This is a genomic window from Paenibacillus sp. MAHUQ-45 (genome assembly GCF_058133325.1).
This window is the reverse complement of record NZ_JBYUPV010000006.1, coordinates 20,089-42,697: the sequence shown is the minus strand read 5'-3', so window position 1 is coordinate 42,697 and position 22,609 is coordinate 20,089. Positions and strand designations below refer to the sequence as shown.

Below are 22,609 nucleotides of genomic sequence, written 5' to 3'. Positions count from 1 at the left end.
CATTACCCCAAGGGCTTTGATAACGGGGAAATATCCCATTAATTCTTCCCTTTTAGGGCTTTGAACATAAATAACTGGAATTTATCCCGTTAATTTTTCCCTTTCAAAGCTTTGGTCATAAATAACAGGAATTTATCCTGTTGATCCACCTCTTCCATCACTTAATTGGGCAGACTAAGGTGATTAACAGGAGTTTTTCCAGTTATTTTTAGAAAAGAAGCGGATTTAATGAAAATAACAGGAGAAATTCCCGTTATTCCAATGCCCTATAGAGTGAAGTTGAGCTTTTCGGCCCATTTTTCATCTTGGATAGATGAAATCCCAGTAAAACCAAGGGGACGTTTTGGTTCTAAAGCCCCCACAGCCCCAGTCCCCCTACAAATAAGCCATCTCCAGCTTCGCCAAATTATCCTTCCGGCCAACGATAACCAGAATATCGCCTTCAGCCAAGCGATCTTCGGCCCGAGGCGAAATATTCATCTCCTCACCCTTGCGAATCGCCATGACGTTACAGCCATATTTTGCCCGAATGTCGAGTTCCAGCAGGTTTTTGCCCAGCATCGGCCCGGAGACCTTCATATCGAGAATGCTGTAATCCGGCGACAGCTCAATATAATCCAGAATGTTCGGGGAAGCCAGATGATGCGCCACACGCATCCCCATATCCCGCTCTGGATAAATAACCTTGTCCGCTCCTATTTTGCCCAGCACCTTACCGTGCAACTCGCTTTTCGCTTTGACCAGAATCGCCGGAACCCCCAGATCCTTCAGGATCAGCGTGGTCAAAATGCTGGACTGGATATCCTCCCCGATCGCTACCACAACCACATCAAAATTACGAATGCCCAGCGCCCGCAGCGCTTCTTCATCAGTGGAATCCGCGGTTACCGCGTGGGTCACGATACTCGATATTTCCTGTGTCCGCTGCTCGTCCGCATCAATTGCCAGCACATCAAACCCCATGCCGCTAAGCGCCTTGGCTACACTTGAGCCGAAACGCCCCATGCCGATGATGGCATATTGTTTTTTGGGCATATCCATGCACCTCCCGTTGCTGTCTGCATCTCCCCACAGTATAGCATAAGGCCTTAAAAACTTGAATTTTCAGCCCCAAGGCAGGGTACATTATATCCTGTAACCCTTTGCTCAATTATTAAGGAGGTTGTATGATGCCAATTACACTTGATTTGCGGCAGGCGGTTATTCATAAAGTGCACGGGCAATCCGAAGCCGATCTTCGTCATATGATCGAGGGCTCTATCGACGGTCCTGAAGCTGCGCTTCCCGGCCTCGGTGTGATGTTCGAGATCACTTGGAAGCACCTCGACGCTGCCAAGCAAGATAAGGTTATCGACCTGCTGCACGAAAATCTCAAGTCGATGACTCCCGGATCTCTGACCACTTCCTGATCTGGAGTGCCATCAGCCAAAAACCTCCGCAACATCAGGATGCTAGCCAGCCTGAGCGCGGAGGTTTTTCATCAATATCCGAACAAATGATTATGGGAACTACAGTTTCTTACTAAAAGTTAAGGAGCGGTCTCCAAGAACTTCGCCGTCGGATTCTTCTCCATAGCTGTACGCATCGCGTACTCGTTCTCGAACAGCACCACAAAGTTGCCCTTCTTGTCTTTGACCAGCGTCGAGTTGATCCGGAATTTACTTGGGTCAGGCTCATTCTCGTCAACGATCCAGCGAGCGAACTGATACGTCATCCGCTGCAGCTGTACGTCCACGCCATACTCACCCTTCATGCGGTAATCGAATACCTCGAACTGCAGTTGTCCAACTACGCCCAAGATGATATCGTCAAAGCTAACCGTACGGAACACTTGGATCATGCCCTCTTCGGTCAATTGGTCGACACCCTTCTGGAACTGCTTCGATTTAAGGGCATTCTTAATACTTACCTTGGCAAAAATCTCCGGCGAGAACGTTGGCAGCTCATCAAATTCAATATCACCAGCTTGGCTCAGCGAATCCCCGATTCGGAAAATCCCTGGATCGAACAAACCAATGATATCGCCCGGATACGCTTCTTCCACAATATCACGATCCTGTGCCAAAAATTGCTGCGGCTGAGCCAGCTTGATATCCTTACCGGCACGGACATGCTTTACACTCATGCCGCGCTGGAACTTGCCAGACACAATACGCAGGAAGGCAATCCGGTCACGGTGAGCCGGGTTCATATTGGCTTGAATTTTGAATACATAACCTGTAAACTTCTCATTTGTCGGCTCCACGGTACCCGCAGTACTACGGCGCGGTTCCGGCTTTGGTGCCAGCTCAAGGAAGTTATCCAGGAAGGTCTGTACCCCGAAATTGTTGATCGCACTGCCGAAGAATACAGGTGTAAGCTCTCCCCGCAGCACTTTCTCATAATCAAAAGCGTCACCCGCTACGTCCAGCAGCTCCAGGTCCTGGCACAACTGATCATGCAGATATTCTCCAGCCATCTCACGAATAATCGGATCATGGTACCCTTCAACCTTCTGTACCTTAATCACTGAGTGGTCATCCCCTTGGAACAATTCCACCTGGTTCTTCATCCGGTCATATACTCCGCACAGCTCGCGTCCAGAACCGATCGGCCAGTTCATCGGCACAGAACGAATACCCAGCACTTGCTCCAGCTCTTCCATAAGGTCAAACGGACTACGGCCTTCACGGTCCAGCTTATTGATGAAGGTGAAGATCGGAATGCCCCGTTTGGCGCAGACCTGGAACAGCTTGATCGTCTGAGCCTCGACACCCTTCGCTACGTCGATCAACATGACCGCGCTATCTGCTGCCGTCAGGGTACGGTAGGTGTCCTCACTGAAGTCCTGGTGACCCGGGGTATCCAGAATGTTCACCCGATGATCATTATAATCAAATTGCATAACCGAGGAAGTAACGGAAATCCCCCGCTGCTTCTCAATTTCCATCCAGTCACTTGTTGCATGTTTGCTGGCCTTGCGGGCTTTAACCGTTCCTGCCAGCCGGATCGCGCCACCGAACAACAGCAGCTTCTCCGTCAAAGTTGTTTTACCGGCATCCGGGTGGGAAATAATCGCAAACGTTCTGCGCTTATCCACTTCCTTCTGCAGGATCTCATTCTCTTTACTCATTACACATATCCCTTCATATATAAAATTCATGGTGCGTTTTCAATGGCGCCAGGTCCGCATCAAATCGGTAATTTGATCATTTTACATTTCCCTTCACTTGGAGAATTAATGAAATGCAAGCATCCTTTAAAGTATAACAAAATCGGGCAGAGATTATCTACATAAAAGCCCGCTTTGTAAAAAGAAACGGCTACTTTAGCCTTAGAACAAGGACAAGTACCCGTTTCTTGTAAAAATATACGTTTGATCTCTTGCACCAAGACAATAATCCTGTTATCCAAGTAGAAACGGCTTTGCCGTCCGCTAAGGGACGGTATCTGTTTCAGCGAGAAATATAGGGATGATTTATAGTGTTAAGCATCACATTCTTATTTTTTCAAAAAAATCTCCCCGCGATCTTCCGCAGGGAGATTTATACACAACATGTACGGCTTCATTGTTTAGTTATTCAGCCGCCATACTACATTATCTTCTTCCTGGCCGTTCACCGGCCACCAGTGGAAGCCTTCCTGTGCCAGCAGTTGATCCGCTTCGACAGGGCCCCATGAGCCTGCAGGGTAGGAGGCCAGATCGCTAGCCCCTTCCTTCCACGCCTTGGCGATACGGTCCACGAACGACCATGCCGACGATACTTCATCCCAACGCGTGAAGTAAGTGGAATCACCACGAGCTGCATCATGCAGCAGACGCTCATAAGCTTCCGGCGAGTTGATACCCACCATACAGCTTTGGCAGAAATCCATAGCCAGTGGCTGAATTTCCGATTCCGAGCCCGGTTTCTTGGCATTGATCTTCACATAGATGCCTTCCATCGGGTTTACACGGATTACGAGCAGGTTCGGTTCCAGTTTATGCTTTTGACCTAAGTAGACGTTGGTCGGCATGCCCTTGAATTCCACAACCACTTCCGTTGTCTTCACCGGCAGACGTTTGCCTGTACGGATATAGAACGGAACTCCGGCCCAGCGGAAGTTGTCTACAAATACGCGGGCGGCGAAATACGTCTCCGTATTGGACTCCGGATCTACCTTGTCTTCCTGCCGGTAAGCTGGCAGGGACTGACCTTTATGCGAGCCTTCTGTGTACTGACCACGCACAACGTTCTCACGTACCTCTTCAGAGCTAGCGTAAGGACGGAGTGAACGGAGTACCTTGACCTTCTCGTCACGGATATCCTCAGCCAGCAAGCGGCTAGGTGGTTCCATGGCAATCATGGTCAGCAGTTGCAATATGTGATTCTGCCCCATATCCCGCAGAGCTCCGGCATGATCGTAATATCCGCCGCGCTCTTCGACACCCACAGTTTCGCCGAGTGTTATCTGAATATTGGCAATATGCTTGTTATTCCAAAGCGGTTCGAAAAAGGCATTTGCAAAACGGATCACCTCAATGTTCTGCACCATTTCCTTACCGAGATAATGGTCGATCCGGTAGATTTCTTCTTCCTTGAAGACCTGACGAATCTGCTCGTTCAGTTGCTCTGCGGATTCCAGATCATAACCGAATGGCTTCTCGATGACAAGGCGATTCCAGCCTCTGCTATCCAGCATGCCGCCGGCTTTCAAGTTGTTGGACACACTGCCAAATAGCTCAGGTGCTAGCGCAAGATAGAAAATACGGTTGCCCGGAATTTCGAACTTACCTTCCAGCACTTCTGTCTGGGCACTCAGCTCGCGGAAACCGTCAATATTATTGATGTCCAGAGATTTGTATTCAAAATGCTGGACGAAGCCGTTCCACTCGCTCTCATCTTCTGCCTGATAACGGCAGAATTCACGGATGGATTCCTTCACGTCTTCTCTGAATTCATCTTGAGTACGCGGACGACGCGCCACGCCGATTACCGCAAAATCATGTGCCAGTTTGCCTTCACGGTACAAGCTGTAAATAGCCGGGAACAGCTTACGCCGGGCTAAGTCTCCGGTAGCCCCAAAGATAAAAAATACAGCACCGGGTGTGTGCAGTGCATCAAGGGTTTGATTTTCAGCCATGGCTCCTCATCTCTCTGTATGTAATTTAGTTGACAATCATTCTCAACGCCGGATACATGCATTAACACTTTAACGGCGTGATGCCATTTTATCATATTCCGAAAAAGGATGCTATCACATTCCTGACAATTACCCTCGGGATATCGACAAAAGCGATCACCTTTTCTTATTATGGACTATATTTCAACTTATATGATGTTTTCTTCAATATTCAATCGTAATCAAAGGAAAACCGATGGTTATTCTGTTCTCATTATTGATATCATCTCTATGGACAGCCGCCTGCATTGCCAGCTTGTGATTGCCACTAACAACAAAGCGTTCCAGCCCTGGCACCGTATAAGAACGGCTGTAGGTGGCATCGTCTTCATAACTCTCCGCTTCAGCCAGCCCAGGAACTTGAGCAGCAAGGTTCTTTTCCGTCACTAGTAAAGCCTCTTTAGGTTGCCCTTGCTCTTTGGCCGTTCCTTGCAGGGAGGCATTCCATTCGGCATCAATACCATTGTCCAGCATGAGCTTGCCCATCTGTAGAGCTTGACTCTGCCAATCCCCTGCTTTAGTCAAATCTGCTGTCTCCAAAGTGGCTATCACATAGCTATGGCCTTCGCCCAGCTCACTCCAGAAGAGCGAAATTAAGGCATTCTCTGTCAGAGAGGACGTAGCACGGTAGGTCAGATGGCCATGCTCTTGAACAGCTGTAGGTGTGCCTAGTCCAAGGCCTTTGGCTAGCTCCGCAGCACTGACAGGACCTGCTGGACTTACGGCATCCCTCCCACTGTACTCACCCTGCCATTTCAGAACAAGGCGCAGGGGGGTGCCAGGTTGCGTAGCCCGCTGGCCGACCGATTCCAATAAAGAAAGGGAGTCTTGTAGGCCGCTAACCCCATCACTGTTTGTCACATCAGCGCCTGTGGCAACAGTATGTGCTGTGGCCACTTCCTTGATGGATTCAGCCTCCGCCTCATTAATAAATCCAGCCACGAGGATCACCGCAAGACTCAAACACAGTACCAGCAGCGTTGCTTTCCCTGCTCCCTTGTTCCCATTCTTCATCGTCCATCTCCCTCTCCATCCGGTCTAGCAATCTACTAAACAGGATGACCAGGGATGAGAGATTTTAAACCTGAATCAATTTCATAATTCTGATTTCAATCCGAATAGGAACAATATATACCGATACCATGTATAACTTGTTATCGATGATTAGACGCTCACTTATGGATTTTTGATATTGATTCACCTGCAATAAAAAAACCTGCGGATTACTCCGCAAGTCCGTTTTTATATGCATAAATGGCCGCCTGGGTGCGGTCCTCCACATCCAGCTTGGCGAGAATATTCGTCACATGGAATTTCACAGTTTTGATCCCAATAATAAGCTGGTCGGCGATATCCTGATTGGATTTACCCTGAGCCAGCAGGCGCAGCACTTCCATCTCACGTTCTGTCAGTTCTTTATACGCCGGTGCTTCTACCTTTGCATCGTTGCGGAAGCGATTCATCATCTTGGAAGCCACCTGGGATTCCAGTACAGATTGTCCCCGAGCCGCAGCGCGAATCGCATCCGCGACTTCAGTCGCCCGTGAAGTTTTGAGCAGATAGCTGAAAGCTCCGGCTTCGATCACCGGGTACATTTTTTCATCATCCAAATAGCTGGTGAGCACAATGACTTTGCAGTCGGGAAATGTCTTCATCAACTGCCTCGTCGTTTCAATACCGTCCATACCGTCCATGACAAGATCCATCAACACTACATCGGGATTGTATTCATGGGCAAGGCGGATGCCTTCCTCCCCACTCCCTGCTTCCCCTACTACTTCGATACCGTCTTCAGTACCCAGGACCGCAGCCAGTCCGATCCGGACCATCTCATGATCATCGACTAGCAGCACCTTGATAGATGTCTCCATTTCCTCCATTGCTACCCTTCCCTCCTATTCATTGACTACCGGTACAGTAATCTCAATACGTGTTCCTTTGCCCGGTGCGGTGATGAACTGAATGGAGCCTCCGGTCTCAATAATACGCTCCTGCATGTTCGACAGACCATAAGAGGTCTGCTTGTTCTCATCCAACTCAAAGCCTACACCATCATCTCGCAGCGTTAACCGCACAGTATCTCCGCGACGATGCAACCTGATCTCCATCTTGGAAGCCTTGGCATGCCGCAGCGTGTTGGAAATAGCCTCCTGCACAATGCGGAACAAATGGTTCTCGATCCCCTTCATCAAATGAACATCAGGGTCCATCTCGAACACAATCTCAATGGGCATTTTCTCTTGCAGCTCCCGAACCAGCTCCCGCAGACCCTGCTCCAGTCCCTTGCCCTCCAGATAGACAGGCCTTAAGTGCAGCAGCAATGCCCGCATTTCCGATTGGGCCACCGCTGACATCTCTTCGATCAACGCAATCTGGCGTTGAGCTTTGTCAAAATCCTTCTCCAGCGTCCGTCCCACCGCAGTAGCCGTCATAGAGATGGCAAAAAGCTGCTGCGAAACCGCATCATGCAGCTCACGCGCAAGCCGCTGCCGCTCCTCGATGATCGCCGAGACACGCGCCTGCTCGGCAAGCTGCGCATTGTTGGTGGACAGCCGCTGGAGGGTGTTCACCTGGTTTTCCCATTTGACGCTGATCCGGCTAAGCTGTTCGCCGAGCCTGCCCAGTTCATCGTCGCCAAGCTGCGGCATGGATAGCGTCAGGTTGCCTTTTTCCCACAGGACCAGAGTCTCCCGCAGCCGTTCGAGCTTACGCTTCACGCGAAAACCTTGATAGAACCCAAAGCCCATACCGAACCCTACAGGAAGCAGCACCAGCGTAATCGCCGTCCGCACCCCAACCGTCCAGTTCTCAAACGGTTTCAAATAGCCATATGTATACATGATATACAGAATAACGAGCAGCATGACAAAGGAGAAAAGAGCCCCCTCACCCATGCTGCGCGAAATCATATTCGTATTCTTCTTTCCCACTCGGGGGCCCTCCTTTCTTCTGTTCAGGATAATCTGATATCCAAATCCCCTATTAAATAGGATACGTTAAATTTCACTTTATGTTCGCAGGTCTCATAGTTGGGCGATTTCCAGTTTAGCCGGTTGAGCATGCCTGTATCCCGCTGATGGCCAAAGTCGATCGATCCGAACAGTACAAAGGCCTCAATCTCCACCCCATATCCGTCTGACAGATGGATATCCATATCGCCAAAAATCCCGTGAAACAACATGATCGTCTCCCGATCATCTGCCATAGCAAGAGAAAGGTCTATATCCGCCTCTCCCAGCACATGCCAGGCGCTGAGGCTCTGCATCACCCAAGGCACACGATCCCATTCAAATCTGGAAGAAAAGTTTTGCTTCTGCATAAACCTTGACTGATGCTGCAACTGCTTGGATTTCCTGAAAAAGATGACCAGCGAGATCAGGCATATGCCGAGCACCAGCACCAGATGATCCAGCAGCAGCATGACCGCGCCGATACCAAGCAAGGTGTAGCCTTGCTTCACTTTGCCTGTCGTCGTGCGGTAAATACCCAGCAGCAGGAACAGGAGGGCGACAATGGAGAAAAAGCCAATCCATCTGCCAAATATCATTATGCTGCCAACGCCGATGAGTCCGATGGCAATCAAACGGCTCCGCTTATCCATTTTTGCACCTCCTAAAAGTTTTGCGAAGCAAAACTTGCTTCGTAAGCATAGGCCTTAAGTTTTGCGAAGCAAAACTCACTTCGTAAGCATAGGCTTTAAGTTTTGCGAAGCAAAACTCACTTCGTAGGCATTGAGGGAGGCGTTTGCTCGCGCTCCTTCAGTTCCAAAATTCCTCTTCATGACTTGTTTATCGGCTTTAAGTTTTGCGAATCAAAACTAATGAGTAAAAAGATTCTTCAAAGCATCTTCAAAATATAAATAAAGGCATTTTTGTACCTTAATTTGGCTGTAACTGAGGATCAGCTTAGATTAAGGGCAATTTTGTACGTTAATTCTTCCGATTTATGCCCTACAGCGCATTTTCGCAAAAATAAGGTGCAATAATGCTCTTATTTGCTTAATTCCCCCAAAAACGAGGAATATAAGGTACAAAAATGCCACTAATTCCAAATAGGATGCCAAATAGAATCCAAGTATACGATCCAATATACAATGGCGAACTCAGTGCCAAACTCAGTACCAATCGCAGTACCAATCACAATACCAATCACAATGCTAATCGCAGTGCGAAACTCAGCGCCAAACACAATGCCAATCGCAGTACCATACTCAGCACCAAACATCGTACCAAATATAGTGCACTTCATTATCTTAAAGAAATTTACAGCAGAAAATCCGGAAATTTAAACGTGCACGCCTGCTGCCAGCAACCCAATTTCTTTAAGAGGATAACCGCTACAAAAGCCATACCGGTATGGGGACTCCATACCGTATGGCTTTTCCTAGTTCAGCATATCATATCCGCCTATATTTGGGGAACAGGCTTTAATCTTCTTTTTTGCTGAGCGAAGGCGCCGAGGATGGGCCATTCAGCTTGTTTTTAAGTGCAGCGAGTTGTTCTTCAACCTTCAGTTGCTTCTCAGCATCAACCGGATTGTAGGCTGCAGAAGGGGTGTATGGCGCACGCAGGACATCTGCTTCCGCTTCGAGCTGCATGATCTTCTCTTCCATACGATGGAATCCAAGGGATGCGCTACCGCTCTCGATGGAATGCACACTGCTGATTTGCGACATTTGCTTCTTGGCTTTGGCCATTTGAGCACGGGATACCAGTTCATTGCGTTTGTTACGCAGCTTGTAGAACTCATCCTTCATGTCATGCAGTTGCTGTACCAGGTCTTTAGCTTGAACTTCGGCTTGAGCGTGAAGCTGGCTGTACTCGGCTTCTTTTTGATCGAAGTAGATTTTTTCTTCCAACAGCTTGCGAGCCACTTCTTCTTGGCCGTTCTTCAGCGCCAGTTCTGCTTGGGCTCCGCGTTGTGCGGACATTTTAGCGGCTTCCTCTACACGTTGCTTCATGCGGCGCTCATTGGCCATTTGCTTCGCAACGGTTACTTCCGCTTCGTGAATCTCAGCCTCCATATCGCGCAGATACTGATTGAGCATTACAATCGGGTCCTCTACCTTATCCAACAAGTCGTTTACCGACGCTTTAGTCATATCCTTGATTCTTTTAAATACTCCCATGATTACACTTCTCCCTTCTCGTATTTAGACAGTTTTTGTTTAAGCTCTTCCACTTCTTTTTGCAGGGCTTTCTTCTCAATATCTTTCATCATGGCATCCAGACCGGAGTCTGGAGCAGAATATGCTTGGCTTTTCCCAAAATTAGGGTTGTGATTCGACTGACTTCCGTAAGGGTCGTGGCCGTATCCACCGTTCCCGCCATTGCCAGCGTGGCCTCCATGACCACCGTATCCGCCGTTGCTACCATGTCCGTGTGGACCGTGTTGATACCCACCATATGAACCACCTGGAGCTCCAGGTCCGGGGCCAAATGGATTATAATGCTGCTCTTTCGGAATAATCAGTGCGGCGATGATGTATACCGGAATGACCGTTCCGCCTGTGAACGGAATGCTGATCAGCAGCAGAATTCGGAATAATGTGGAGTCAATACCTATGGTTTCCGCCACACCGCCGGCTAGCCCGGTTACGACTCTGTCTCTTGTTGAACGATACAATCGGGTCATAGTACTACTCCTTTCCGCTATTGTTCAGCTTCTCCTTTAAGCGGGCCATTTCTCTTTCGAGTACAGTGGCTACCGTCTCACCAGCTTGCACTGCATATTCCTGACCCATGCGCCGAAGATCGCGCAGGCTTTTGGCTTCCAATTCCCAATCGTTCAACCGGTCATCTAGCCGTCCGAACATCTTGGGAACATCTCCACCATTGCCATAAGCACTGGCTCTTTGATTCATCCGTTGCTGCAAACGCAGCGACTCCATCCGTGCGGAGTAATATTGACGTTTGCTATATACGGTCTGGTATTCCAGCTTCAATTCATTGAGTTGTGATTCCAATTCATACAGTGATTCACGACTCTGCTCTAGCAGACCAGTGTATTGCTCCAGCTTTTCTTCGTGAATGATCTTCTCCTGCAAAGCGAGCTTGGCGAGATGGTCCTCACCGGCTTTGAGTGCCAGAAGTGCTTGCTCCTCACGTTTGTCTCTCATGGCAGTTGCCTGATTTACCTGATTCTGCAGTTGCTTCGTGTGCGAGGCATATTGCTGGTAAAGCCTTTCCGCTTCGCTGATTTCCTCCCGAGTTGAATGTAGAAATTGATCAATCAGCTTCACGGGATCCTGACTTTGCTCCAGACGTTCATTTAAGTTAGCTACAGTGATATCCCTCATGCGGCGAAAAACACTCATGATTTCCTGCTCCCTCCCTGCTTATATTCATTAAGTAAACTTATTTATTAGTAGGTACCCGATCTTTTTCCCTTCAATACCGAGATGCCCCAGACTACCAAAGCGATTCCCAGAAGCGGTCCAATGATCCAGGAAAGCTTCGCGATCAGAGACATGACACCGACGAACAATACTACCCAACCAATAAGCTTGTGACCTCTCTTGATTCCGTAGTACCCGAGAACAACCAGCAACACCGGGAACAACAATCTGAACATCCCGTGAATCAGAGGAAGCGCAATTCCCATCAGCATGAGGGCACCAATTACGATCAGTACAATCGCCAACCCGTTTCCTTGTCTTCTTTGCATTTTTTCTCACCGCCTTTCGTTGTCCTTAACCTTATGCTCTTATTCTAGGGCAATCTGCGTTCTTTCAAAACAGACCGGGGACGGTTTTTGGTACTGGACCTTAGACGGGGGAGGTATGGGACTGCAGGCTGTCAGAGAGCTGGACAGGTCCATAAATGACCTCATTTCTCTGCAAAAATGCGGGTTTTGGCCTGTTTTACAGCTTCACAAGAAAATTATGGAAAGTTATAATTAATCATCAACTTCATGTCCACTTGGTTAATCTCAGGCAATCAAAGGAGAATAAAAATGACAACCTTACTAATCGTCGAGGACGATCACAGTCTGAACAAGGGAATTGCGCTGACGCTCTCCCGAAGCGGATTCATCGTCAAACAGGCTTATGATATAGCGACAGCAAAATCCATCATGGCATCCCAGCAAATTGATCTGCTTATTCTGGATATTAATCTGCCCGACGGAAGCGGGCTGGACTTTTGCGAGAGTATTCGCACGGTCTCCAGAGTGCCGATTATCTTTTTAACCGCCAATGATTTGGAGCCTGATATTGTAACCGGATTCGAACTCGGAGGTGACGATTACATCACCAAGCCGTTTAGCCTGATGATTCTGCGAGCCAGAGTGCTTGCTGTACTGAGAAGAACAGACTCAGGCAATGAAGAACGAGTAACAATCGGTCCACTGTCCTTCAATTTTGGGAAGCTGGAATACTATAAACACAATCAGCCATTGATACTGAGCAGAACAGAGCATAAGCTGCTGAAGGTGCTCGTGGCTAACCCCGGGAACATTCTGACGAGAGAACAACTGATCAATCGAATCTGGAGCGAAGACGCAGATTTCGTGGACGAGAACGCGCTGACTGTAGCGATTAAACGGCTGCGGAGCAAGATTGAAGACGATCCCTCCTCTCCGCATTACATTAAGACCGTCTATGGTCTGGGTTATATGTGGACGAAAGAACAGCAGCTATGATGAAGAAATTCATGCAGCAGACCAGGCTGATTCATCTTCTTTTCACCATCTTCTTCATTATCATCGTATCGGTTTATACGGGTATCCATCTCTCGTTCTATGGGATGAATAGTAAACTCTTATATATCTCATTTCTGTTCATGGCATTAATGATTCTGCTGGGTGCTGCCTGGGTGTGGTTCCAGAAGCAGCAATTCACTGCTCATATACAAAAGGTAGACGACATTGTGGATGGAGCCATTCATGGACGTGACCAGCTGACCTTATATGAAGAGACTTCTTTATCCTCACTAGAACACAAACTAATCCGTTACATAGAGACATCAAAGGCAAGCGAGCAGAATATGGCTGCCGAGAAGAACATGATCAAGGAACTGCTATCTGACATTTCTCATCAGACCAAAACACCGCTCTCCAACATTATGGTCTACAGCCAGCTTCTTGAGGAGACTCCCCTACTAGATTCAGAGCCGCGGCATTTCGCCAGTCAAATCAAGACACAGTCGGCTAAGTTGGATTGGCTTATCCAATCCCTGATCAAAATGTCCCGGCTGGAGTCGGGCATGATCTCCCTTCATCCACAAGTCAGTAACATCATTTCGGCTATCACCCCAGCGGTAGCACAAGTATTTAATCAAGCGGAAAGTAAAGAGATCACGATCAGTATTAGCTGTGATTCAGAGATTGCAGCCCGCCACGATATGAAGTGGACAAACGAAGCCATGTTCAACCTGCTGGAGAACGCCGTAAAATACACAGCACCAGAAGGAAAAATCCATGTTGCAGCCGAGAGTAACGAGATGTTCGCAGTCATCGAAATTTCAGATACAGGCAGCGGCATCGCCCCTGTGGATCTGCCACATATCTTCAAGCGCTTCTATCGTGGGAAAAATGTGGGGGATGCAAAAGGTGTGGGGATCGGATTATTTTTAGCGAGGGAAATCATCACCGCGCAAGGTGGCTATATCAAGGTAAGCTCTACTCCAGGCCAAGGCTCAACGTTCTCCATCTTCCTCCCCCATAGGTGAATGTGTCAAAAACGACAGATTGCGGTCACGGTCCTGTCAGATTTGTTTGCTACTCTCTAGAGAGTGGACAGCTTTTACTTAACTTGGGAGGAATAAAGCATGCCGATTTTAAGAATGGAGCAACTGAAGAAGCACTATGGTAAGGGTGAAAATACAGTTAAGGCGCTGGACGGTATATCTCTGACCGTAGAAAAAGGCGAGTTCCTCGCCATTGTAGGCACCAGCGGCAGCGGCAAAAGCACGCTCCTGCATATGCTGGGCGGTCTGGACCGGGCCACGGAGGGTAAAGTCTATGTGGACGGTCATGATCTTTTTGCCATGAACGATGAGAAGCTGACGATTTTCAGGCGTAGATCGGTAGGCTTCGTATTCCAGAGCTATAACCTGGTCCCTATTTTGAATGTACGGGAGAATATTGTGTTGCCGATTGAACTCGACGGAGGAAGTATAGATGAATCTTACTTTGATTTGGTCGTTCGTACGTTAGGTTTACAAGCGAAACTGCAGCAGCTCCCCTCTCAACTGTCCGGCGGGCAGCAGCAGCGAGTGGCGATTGCCAGAGCTTTGGCGACCAAACCGTCAATCATTTTGGCGGACGAGCCTACAGGAAATCTGGATAGCAAGACCAGCCAGGAAGTGCTGATTCTACTGAAACAGATGAGTGAAAAGTTTAACCAGACCATCGTGATGATCACCCATAACGAGCAGATTGCTCAGACCGCGGATCGTATTATACGGATCGAAGATGGTATGATCGCCTCCGGTTCTGCCAGAAATCCAGAGGTGAGCGGCGCATGATCGTTACGAATAATCGCAAGATCATCACCCGCTTGGCCCAAAAAAGTCTGCGAGCCAACCCTGCACGCAATTGGGCTATCATTGGTGCCATCGTATTGACTACGCTTTTGATTACGGCCGTGTTCACCATGGCCCTCAGTATCAACCAATCGATGGAACGTGCGCAGATGCAGACCACCGGCAGTGATTTCCATGGGGGCTTTAAATATTTGAACCCTACTGAACTGAAAAAGCTTCGTGTACATCCTTCTATTAAGGAGTATGGAATTTCTCTTAAGGTGGGTGAAGTGAGCAACCCTCTCTTCAAGAATAACCGTGTTGAGGTTTTGCATGTTGACGAAAGCTATGCCAAGCATACCTTTGTCGATTTTATAGAGGGCGGGCTGCCGTCAGCCGAGAACGAGATCGTCTTGAACACCTGGGAACTGGACATGCTTGGGGCCAAACATCAATTGGGTGCAGTTGTGCGATTGGATATTGATACCGGTGAGAAGATCATTAGCCAGGACTTCACCGTCTCAGGATACTATGAAACAGATAAGAATCTGGCGATGTCCGGATTGGCTTTCGTATCTAAAGCCTTTACTGACAAATATATTTCTGGAATTGATCCTGACCACTCTGAAGCAACAGGTTCTTACGTTAATACTTCCAGTCTAGAAATAATGCTGGATAACTCCTTCCATATCGAGGAGAAAATAAAAGGGATCTTGGCTGACACTGGATTAAAAGTAGAATATGGTGTAAATCCGGCGTATGCCAGTGTCTCCCTCTTTAGCGATCTCATGAATATCCTTCCTTATCTCGTAGTTATTCTAATCACCATGCTCAGTGGCTATTTGCTAATCTACAATATCTTTTATATTTCCGTAGTGCGAGATGTGAAATTTTACGGACTACTGAAGACCATAGGCACCACCCCTCGGCAACTCAGAAAAATCATTCACACGCAGGCCCATTGGCTCTATCTGGTCGCCCTGCCGTTCGGGCTTGGGCTTGGCTATCTAGTGGGCCGCCTGATTACACCGATGGGCAACAGCTTTTCAAGCGACTCTGTCGGTACGGTATATTCCTCCAGTCCTTGGATTTTTGCAGGCGCAGCCGTATTCTCCTATCTAACGGTACGGATCGCGTCAAGCAAGCCAGGCCGAATGGCCGCACGCATTTCTCCGGTTGAGGCTGTGAAATTTGCCGGGGTCAGCAGCAGTATGAAGTCCAAGATCAAAAGATCAAGGCATGGAGCGAAATTGCATCGTATGGCTTTCTCTAATTTGCTCAGAAGTAAAAAGAAACTCGTATTGATGCTCTCATCGCTCTCACTCAGTATCGTCTTGTTCAGTACGATCTTCACGATAATCTCTTCGCTAGATGTGAATAAATATCTGGCAACCTTTATATCTGGAGATTTGCTTGTTCAGAATGAAGTGCTGACCAGCATCACAGGCGGACGTAATGGTGATCCTTACAGGCTAACGGAAGCATTCTCTGATCAGCTTGGCAGCATAGACGGGGTTGAATCCTTAGATAAAGTTTACTACAGGTATGAGCATCTACCTTTTGATGCTGCCTCCCGTGCTGTGCTGGAACCGTTAGCCGTTGGCGCTACTGCTGATTCCCCTATCTCCTGGACGATGAAGAATGGGAATATACCTGTCGACTTGTATGGAGTTGATCCGGGTTGGTATACGCTGGTAGATAAAGATATTATGGACGGAACATTTGATCAGCTAAAGTTCGATTCCGGCAAATATATACTAATTTCAACCGCCTCGCTTGGAGATGATTCCGAGCTGGATACCTATTATCATCCAGGAGATATCCTATCCTTTCCGACTCTCGGTAAAAGCTACGAAGTGATGGCCTTGTTGAAGCAGGACGGTATTTATGCCGCCACGACAAAACGTTATTCCGCATATGGCTTCAACGCCTTCCTACCTTCTTCAGAGTTGCAGGAGAACCCAGCCATGGAGAGCGATCCGGCTGTGATTGTCTCCGCCACACTTCATGTCGATCCAGCCAAGCTGGACACCGTGAAACAAGCGACCAAAGCGATCGTCCAATCTACAGACGAGCTGAGCTTAAAATCAAGAGAGGATTACAAAGCCGAACTTGGCGGATTCATTAATGTTTTTCAAACGATAGGGTACGGTCTTAGCTTTGTCATCGCCCTGATCGGTGTGTTGAATTATATTAATGCTGTGCTTACAGGCGTCCTCTCGCGCAAAAACGAGTTTGCTGTTCTGGAGAGTATAGGTATGACTAAAAAGCAGCTTAAGCGCGTTTTGATTTATGAAGGGCTGTACAACGTGCTGTTCACTGTACTTATAACCTCAACATTAGGTGTACTGCTAACCCATACCATTGCTAAAAGCATTACAAATGCTATGGCCTTTACTGTCTTTAGAATGAGCTGGCTGCCCTTTATCCTCACCGTGCCGGTGCTGCTAATTATCGCTTACACAGTAACCCTGAGCGCATATAAAACATTATCCCATGCTACGATTGTGGAGCGGCTGCGCGAAGCTGGGTAAGACATTGACGCAATAGCGTCCTGTACCCTGTTCAACGCAAAAAGGGCAAGCCCGGTTCACATCGGGCTTGCCCTTTTTCATATGAGATGAACAAAATAAATTAACAAACTTATCTTTTAAGCCTCTTATTTAAAAGCAGGCAATGCGATATCCGCATAATTGTCCTCAAGGAATTTCTTCACTTCAGGGCCGCTAATCGCCTTGGCCAGCTTCTGGATGGCTTCGGAGTCCTTGTTGTCCTCACGTGCTACCAGGGTAATCGCGAATTCGGAATCCTCGCTCTCTGTAATCAGCGCATCCTTGGTAGGTGTCAATCCCAGTGGTTTGGCATAGGCCGGAGTCATCGCTACCAGATCGGCATCATCCAGCATACGGGACAGCATTAGCAGATCTACTTCCTTGAACTTGAAGTTCTTCGGATTCTCAGTGATATCAGCCTGTGTAGCTTGAATGCCTACGCCTTCTTTCAGCTTGATCAGTCCGGCAGCTTCGAACATTACCAGAGAGCGGCCGATGTTTGACGGGTCATTCGCCATGACGAGTGTAGCACCTTCCGGCAGATCAGCGATGTTCTTATACCGTTTGGAATAACCGCCATAGATCGCGTTATACACCGGTTGAACAGGTACCAGATGTGCCCCCTTGCTTTCATTGAATTGCTTCATGTAAGGAACGTGCTGGAAGAAGTTCGCATCCACTTCCTTATTCGCCAGGGCTTCGTTCGGCTGTACGTTATCCGACAGCACCACGACTTCCATATCTACGCCTTCTTCTTTGAGCAGCGGTTTAACGATATCCAGAATATCCGTCATCGGTGGAATCAGCGAAGCCACTTTTATTTTTACAGGCTCAGCGCTTGCTTCTGCTGTTGCCGATGGTGCTGCTTCATTCACGGATGTATTTTTGTTCCCACAACCTGCCACGATCAATACCATTACTGCGAACAGTGCAATTATAGACTTTTTCATTAGTTTGATTACCCCCAGATTGATATTTGTATATAAGACGAACTTAAGATCCGAACTTAAAGCTCTATCGTCACTACGGTGGAATGTTTGGACTTCCGGTCGCTGTTGTCCCCAGATTTCTTATTTAATAACCGCTTCTAGCGGTTGAAATCTGGTGAGCTCATGCTTCCGACGCGAGCTTTCCTACGGAAAGCTTTCAGGCGAGCGCTTCGCTCCTCCAGTTCCAAACTTCCCCCTTCGTTCCTCCTCGCTTTTCGTTACTTTTTTGTTCGGCTTATAAAGATACAAGCCTTACTTCTTGTCCAGCAACCGCGCTATGGTACTGCCGCTGAACTGGACGATCTGGACCAGCACGATCATGATCACGATCGCATAAGCCATTACCTCGGTCTCATAACGCTGATAGCCGTAGCGGATCGCAAAGTCACCAACCCCGCCCCCGCCAACTACCCCCATCACCGTGGAAAAAGAGATGAAGCTGATGGTTGAGGTGGTTAATCCCAGCACCAGCCCTGAGCGGGCCTCAACATACAGAAATTTAAAAATCAGCCCCAGCTTGGAAGCTCCCATCGATAATGCCGCCTCCGTAGTTCCCCGCGGGATCTCCAGCAATGACTGCTCTACCAGACGAGAGTAGTAGGCAATGGCGACAATGGACAACGGAACTGTAGCTGCAATCGTCCCAATAGCCGTTCCCACAATCAGACGAGTCACAGGAATCAGTGCAACCACGAGCAACAGGAATGGGAAGGAACGCACGATGTTCACGACCGTGTTCAGCACCAGAGACAACGTCTTATTCTCATACAGCTGACCCTTGCGGCAAAAATAGAGCAGCGTTCCCAGCGGGAGGCCCAGCAGCACCGCCGCTCCTACGGAAATGCCGACCATAACAAAGGTCTCCCCGATAGACTGCCACATTTGTTCCTGGTATTTGAAGGCATTCTCAAGCATGTTCTTCCCTCACTTTGCCAAGAATCTGCTCCCGGTAGGAACCGGAGCTGCTTGCCGCAGGAAGGAATTCACCGTCCGCCCGGGAAAAGGTATCTACCATTCGTCCAGCCTCCATCACAGAGACATGGCTGCATAGTCTTTTGACGACATCCATCTCATGGGTAACGATAACGATCGTGACCCCAAGCTTCTCGTTGATATGCTGCAGCACCCCAAGAATCTCCGCCGTCGTTGCTGGATCAAGCGATGATGTGGGTTCATCGCACAGCAGCAGTCCCGGATGATTCGCCAGCGCACGGGCAATGGCTACCCGCTGCCGCTGCCCTCCACTGAGCTGAGCGGGATACTGTCCGGCTTTGTCAGCCAGTCCTACAAAACGCAGGCATTCCTCCACCCGCTCCGCGCGTTCACGCTTCGAGACACCAGCCAGTTCCAAAGGGATGGAGACATTGCGGCTAACTGTCACGTTCGATACAAGATTGAACTGTTGAAAAATCATGCCGATCTTCTGCCGTTCTTGTCGCAGCAGCTTCTCCGGAAGCAGTGTCATCTCTCGACCATTTAAGCTAACGGTGCCTTCATCCGGACGTTCCAGTAGATTGATCAAGCGCAGTAATGTAGACTTTCCCGCCCCGCTTGCCCCGATAATTCCGTGTATAGATCCCTTTTCAACCTCAAGCGTGACACAGTCTACCGCCTGATACACGCCATCCTTTACTTCAAAGCTCTTGCTTATACGGCTCAGTGACAGCATGTGAATCCCCTCCTTCCCATGCCTTACGGCAGCAGCGAACGATCAGGTAAATATTGTACTATAAATATTCAAAAACTGTTTTATTCAAAATCTCCTTAAATAATAAGGTATTTCATCGTCTGTGTCATTAATTTTCTTAAAATGATTTATACTCTTTTGGAAAGGCCCCATGAATACGAAAAAAATCCCCACCGCGAGAATGAATCGCGAAGAGGATTTTTGTAATATAACCCGATCTGCTTACTGCTATACCACATACTTTAACAACGTCTGTACATTTACACATCTATACAGCTTGTAGATCTACACATCATAGTCTGCTACATAGCTCTGCAATTCTGTATTGTAATAACCAATACTCCATTCCATCGCTGTTCCCTGCTCATTAAAGGAATAACGCGTTCTCTTCAGCACATGGCTATTGCCTGGCAGACGAAGATTCTCTTTCACCTCCGGCGGGGCGAGAGCCACAGCGAATTCATCTCGCAACCTGTCGGGTAAAATGCCCTGCTCCTCAAGCCAATCATAGAGAGAACGTCCGCTTAAGCTGGATAACTCCAGTTCCTCTACGGTCATGCTCAGATAATGCGTATAATAAATGTAGGGCGCATCGTTAAGGAAAAAAATACGATCCAGCTTCAGACAACGCTCGCCGAACAACCGATAAGGCTCGCTGCCTTCTACACACAGATGCACCTCTGCACGCAACCACTCCTTGCGGATGGTATGCCCTGCCTCCACGAGAATTTCCGTGAAATGCTTCCACTTGGATAGCCGGGAGATCTCCTTGTTGCGAATGACCTTGGTGCCTCTCCCGCTGCCTTTTTCCAGAAACCCTTCCTGAACCAGCTCCTGCACAGCCCCTCGGACGGTAATCTTACTGACGGCAAATTCCTTCTCCAGATTCGGCTCTGAAGGAATGATTGACCCTAGCGGGTACACACCGTAAAGAATTCGTTCTTTTAAAATATGCTTAATTTGCAGGTATAACGGTCTGTCTTGCCTCGACAAACTCATGTCAAATTCCACTACCTTTCCACATCGCCTACGGCTTCCGTCATTGCACGGAGAATATCTCCTTCCGAAGCCTTCGGCGTATCGCCGGAGATCGTATGGGCTAGCATGCCCGCCACTGCCGCGAACCGGACGGTTTGCATCGCGGGCCAACCCTCCAGCTCTCCATGAATAATTCCACTCGCGTAAGCATCTCCTGCACCGATTCTATCATATACAGAGAACCTTAGGGGATCAGCGAATACCAAACTTTGGTCCTTATATATGTAACCGAGCAATGAATGGGTATTGTCCCCGTGGATTTCCCGGTGGGTTCCAGCAATGACCTGAATGCCGTATTGGCTGGCTACATCCGGAATGAGTTCTTCAAGCTGCGCCTTACGACACTCCTTGGCCGTGCTCATCCCTAGCGTCAACAAGGCGTCTTTCTCGGTCATTATAACGATGTCTGCTAGTTTCAGCATATCCTCATAATATGGCTTAGCCCGGGTATGGCTTTCCGCTCCCCAGAGCGACGCGCGGTAGTTGCAATCGAAAATCACCAGTCCTCCCTGCGCTTTCACAGCCAAGGCTAGTGCCTTCATATGATTTCGAACAGCATCGTTCATAGCCAGCGTAATCCCACAGAAATGAATGGCAGCGATAGATTGGGCAATCCCGCCATAATCATATGTGCCTTCGGGTGCTCTATTAAAGCTGCTCTCCAAACGATTGGTATAGGTTACCCGGCCGGGACGAACTCCAAATCCATTTTCGAGAAAATACATGCCCATATAATCTCCACCCCGCTGGAGGAATTCTGTGGTGATTCCCAGTCCCCGCAATTCGGCGGCCGCAGCGTCTCCGACCGGGTTGTGTGGTAAGCGCGAGATCAGGCAGCCCGTATGCCCGAAGTTGGCCAGCGCTGACAACACATTCACACCAGTTCCGGAAAAAGAGTAGCGCAGCATATTGCTCTGGGACAGCAAATCATGGCCTGGCACCTGCAGGCGCATCATGACCTCGCCGAAGGCGGCAATCTTTTTAGGCATAGGCGTTAGCCAGCTTTTTCATCATTTGCAGCAAGGTCTGCACGTCGTCTATATTCGTCTTGCCAGATGCCTTGTCAATAATCGAAGAGTACACATGGGGGATCACCTGCTGCACTCCGGCTTCCAGAGCGATTCGTAGAATGGCTTCGAAATTCTCCATGTCAATGCCGCCTGTTGGCTCGAGGGCAAAGTTCTCCTCGGCACAGGCCTTGGCTACAGCACGATACTCCTCTACAAGCTTCAGGCCTTGCATCGGAAAATATTTGATCGCATTCCCGCCCATATCCCGGATTAACGCAATCGCTGCTTTCACCGGTACGATGGCGTGTTCCTCTCCTGCCGCACTCCAAGGACCTGTTGAGATATTGACGTAGCCCGGTCGGCCTGTGGGTGACACCAGACTGTTGATCCAGCCCTCTGTACCCCCAAGATTGGCCCGGGTAGCTCCCACGGCGGGGAATACCTGATTGATATGACTTCCCCCGTAATGCTTAGCAATCTCGGCAACCACAGCCGCCTGGCGGTTATCTCCGGCACCAAGCCCAATCGACACGGCGTCATCAATCTCCTTACCGTATTCGCGCATCGCATTCACGGCTTCCTCTACTGTTTTATAGTTTTTGGAAAGGACGCCTACCAGAACATATCCTTCTGCCGCTTCATAAAGAGCTTTGGCATTCTCAATATCCTTCGCTAGTACATTTAAAGCCACCCTATGGTTATAGAAGCGTTTTGCAATATTAGACAT

22 protein-coding genes are annotated in these 22,609 nt (G+C 48.6%); 5 read left to right on the top strand and 17 right to left on the bottom strand.

Annotation, left to right across the window (positions count from 1 at the left end; translation table 11 throughout):
- Positions 1–375: 375 nt before the first annotated feature.
- Positions 376–1,074, bottom strand: a complete 699-nt coding sequence (locus tag AC3Y23_RS14650) for a potassium channel family protein (RefSeq protein WP_379200593.1) — start codon at positions 1,072–1,074, stop codon at positions 376–378.
- A gap of 95 nt (positions 1,075–1,169) precedes the next feature.
- On the opposite strand from AC3Y23_RS14650, the gene sspI reads away from it, so the two are divergent.
- Positions 1,170–1,409, top strand: coding sequence for a small acid-soluble spore protein SspI (gene sspI / locus AC3Y23_RS14645; RefSeq protein ID WP_379200591.1), 240 nt, complete (start codon positions 1,170–1,172; stop codon positions 1,407–1,409).
- Between the two features lie 119 nt (positions 1,410–1,528).
- Here sspI and AC3Y23_RS14640 read toward each other — a convergent pair whose 3' ends face one another.
- The 10 genes from AC3Y23_RS14640 to AC3Y23_RS14595 all read right to left on the bottom strand — a co-directional run bounded on the left by AC3Y23_RS14640 (position 1,529) and on the right by AC3Y23_RS14595 (position 11,808).
- Positions 1,529–3,112, bottom strand: a complete 1,584-nt coding sequence (locus AC3Y23_RS14640; protein ID WP_379200079.1) for a peptide chain release factor 3 — start codon at positions 3,110–3,112, stop codon at positions 1,529–1,531.
- 440 nt (positions 3,113–3,552) lie between these two features.
- Positions 3,553–5,103, bottom strand: coding sequence for a glucose-6-phosphate dehydrogenase (gene zwf / locus AC3Y23_RS14635; protein WP_379200077.1), 1,551 nt, complete (start codon positions 5,101–5,103; stop codon positions 3,553–3,555).
- 204 nt (positions 5,104–5,307) lie between these two features.
- Complete coding sequence (locus AC3Y23_RS14630) at positions 5,308–6,156, bottom strand: YwmB family TATA-box binding protein (protein ID WP_379200075.1); 849 nt, start codon at positions 6,154–6,156, stop codon at positions 5,308–5,310.
- A 209-nt stretch (positions 6,157–6,365) separates the two neighbouring features.
- Entirely contained in the window at positions 6,366–7,013 is a 648-nt protein-coding gene (locus AC3Y23_RS14625; RefSeq protein ID WP_175369894.1) for a response regulator, read from the bottom strand.
- A 24-nt stretch (positions 7,014–7,037) separates the two neighbouring features.
- Complete coding sequence (locus tag AC3Y23_RS14620; protein WP_379200588.1) at positions 7,038–8,051, bottom strand: sensor histidine kinase; 1,014 nt, start codon at positions 8,049–8,051, stop codon at positions 7,038–7,040.
- Between the two features lie 44 nt (positions 8,052–8,095).
- Positions 8,096–8,743, bottom strand: a complete 648-nt coding sequence (gene liaF / locus AC3Y23_RS14615; RefSeq protein ID WP_379200073.1) for a cell wall-active antibiotics response protein LiaF — start codon at positions 8,741–8,743, stop codon at positions 8,096–8,098.
- A gap of 825 nt (positions 8,744–9,568) precedes the next feature.
- Complete coding sequence (locus AC3Y23_RS14610; RefSeq protein WP_379200071.1) at positions 9,569–10,270, bottom strand: PspA/IM30 family protein; 702 nt, start codon at positions 10,268–10,270, stop codon at positions 9,569–9,571.
- A gap of 2 nt (positions 10,271–10,272) precedes the next feature.
- Positions 10,273–10,776 (bottom strand): PspC domain-containing protein, encoded by a 504-nt coding sequence (locus tag AC3Y23_RS14605; protein ID WP_379200069.1) that lies wholly within the window; start codon positions 10,774–10,776, stop codon positions 10,273–10,275.
- Positions 10,777–10,780: 4 nt separating this feature from the next.
- Complete coding sequence (locus tag AC3Y23_RS14600; RefSeq protein ID WP_379200067.1) at positions 10,781–11,458, bottom strand: PspA/IM30 family protein; 678 nt, start codon at positions 11,456–11,458, stop codon at positions 10,781–10,783.
- A gap of 47 nt (positions 11,459–11,505) precedes the next feature.
- Positions 11,506–11,808, bottom strand: coding sequence for a hypothetical protein (locus AC3Y23_RS14595; RefSeq protein ID WP_175369873.1), 303 nt, complete (start codon positions 11,806–11,808; stop codon positions 11,506–11,508).
- A 288-nt stretch (positions 11,809–12,096) separates the two neighbouring features.
- Between AC3Y23_RS14595 and AC3Y23_RS14590 the strand changes: the two genes are divergently transcribed.
- The 4 genes from AC3Y23_RS14590 (at position 12,097) to AC3Y23_RS14575 (ending at position 17,140) form a co-directional block, all read left to right on the top strand.
- A complete protein-coding gene (locus AC3Y23_RS14590) occupies positions 12,097–12,783 on the top strand; it encodes a response regulator transcription factor (RefSeq protein WP_379200064.1) in 687 nt (228 codons plus the stop codon).
- An 11-nt stretch (positions 12,784–12,794) separates the two neighbouring features.
- Complete coding sequence (locus AC3Y23_RS14585) at positions 12,795–13,811, top strand: sensor histidine kinase (protein ID WP_379200062.1); 1,017 nt, start codon at positions 12,795–12,797, stop codon at positions 13,809–13,811.
- Between the two features lie 99 nt (positions 13,812–13,910).
- On the top strand, positions 13,911–14,609 hold the full coding sequence (locus tag AC3Y23_RS14580) for an ABC transporter ATP-binding protein (protein ID WP_379200060.1): 699 nt from the start codon (positions 13,911–13,913) through the stop codon (positions 14,607–14,609).
- Complete coding sequence (locus tag AC3Y23_RS14575) at positions 14,606–17,140, top strand: ABC transporter permease (RefSeq protein WP_379200058.1); 2,535 nt, start codon at positions 14,606–14,608, stop codon at positions 17,138–17,140. Before AC3Y23_RS14580 ends, AC3Y23_RS14575 begins: the two co-directional genes overlap by 4 nt.
- 125 nt (positions 17,141–17,265) lie before the next feature.
- Here AC3Y23_RS14575 and AC3Y23_RS14570 read toward each other — a convergent pair whose 3' ends face one another.
- The 6 genes from AC3Y23_RS14570 to dagF all read right to left on the bottom strand — a co-directional run bounded on the left by AC3Y23_RS14570 (position 17,266) and on the right by dagF (position 22,609).
- On the bottom strand, positions 17,266–18,108 hold the full coding sequence (locus AC3Y23_RS14570) for a MetQ/NlpA family ABC transporter substrate-binding protein (RefSeq protein ID WP_379200056.1): 843 nt from the start codon (positions 18,106–18,108) through the stop codon (positions 17,266–17,268).
- 291 nt (positions 18,109–18,399) lie between these two features.
- Positions 18,400–19,062, bottom strand: coding sequence for a methionine ABC transporter permease (locus AC3Y23_RS14565; protein ID WP_379200054.1), 663 nt, complete (start codon positions 19,060–19,062; stop codon positions 18,400–18,402).
- On the bottom strand, positions 19,055–19,816 hold the full coding sequence (locus AC3Y23_RS14560; protein WP_379200052.1) for a methionine ABC transporter ATP-binding protein: 762 nt from the start codon (positions 19,814–19,816) through the stop codon (positions 19,055–19,057). The genes AC3Y23_RS14565 and AC3Y23_RS14560 overlap by 8 nt, the downstream gene beginning before the upstream one ends.
- Positions 19,817–20,119: 303 nt before the next feature.
- Positions 20,120–20,833 carry a GntR family transcriptional regulator gene (locus AC3Y23_RS14555; RefSeq protein WP_379200050.1) on the bottom strand — a complete coding sequence of 238 codons (714 nt, stop codon included), beginning with the start codon at positions 20,831–20,833 and terminating at the stop codon, positions 20,120–20,122.
- An 11-nt stretch (positions 20,834–20,844) separates the two neighbouring features.
- Positions 20,845–21,861: a sugar kinase gene (locus tag AC3Y23_RS14550; RefSeq protein ID WP_379200048.1), complete on the bottom strand. Its 1,017-nt coding sequence runs from the start codon at positions 21,859–21,861 to the stop codon at positions 20,845–20,847.
- Positions 21,854–22,609 (bottom strand): 2-dehydro-3-deoxy-phosphogluconate aldolase, encoded by a 756-nt coding sequence (gene dagF / locus AC3Y23_RS14545; RefSeq protein WP_379200046.1) that lies wholly within the window; start codon positions 22,607–22,609, stop codon positions 21,854–21,856. The genes AC3Y23_RS14550 and dagF overlap by 8 nt, the downstream gene beginning before the upstream one ends.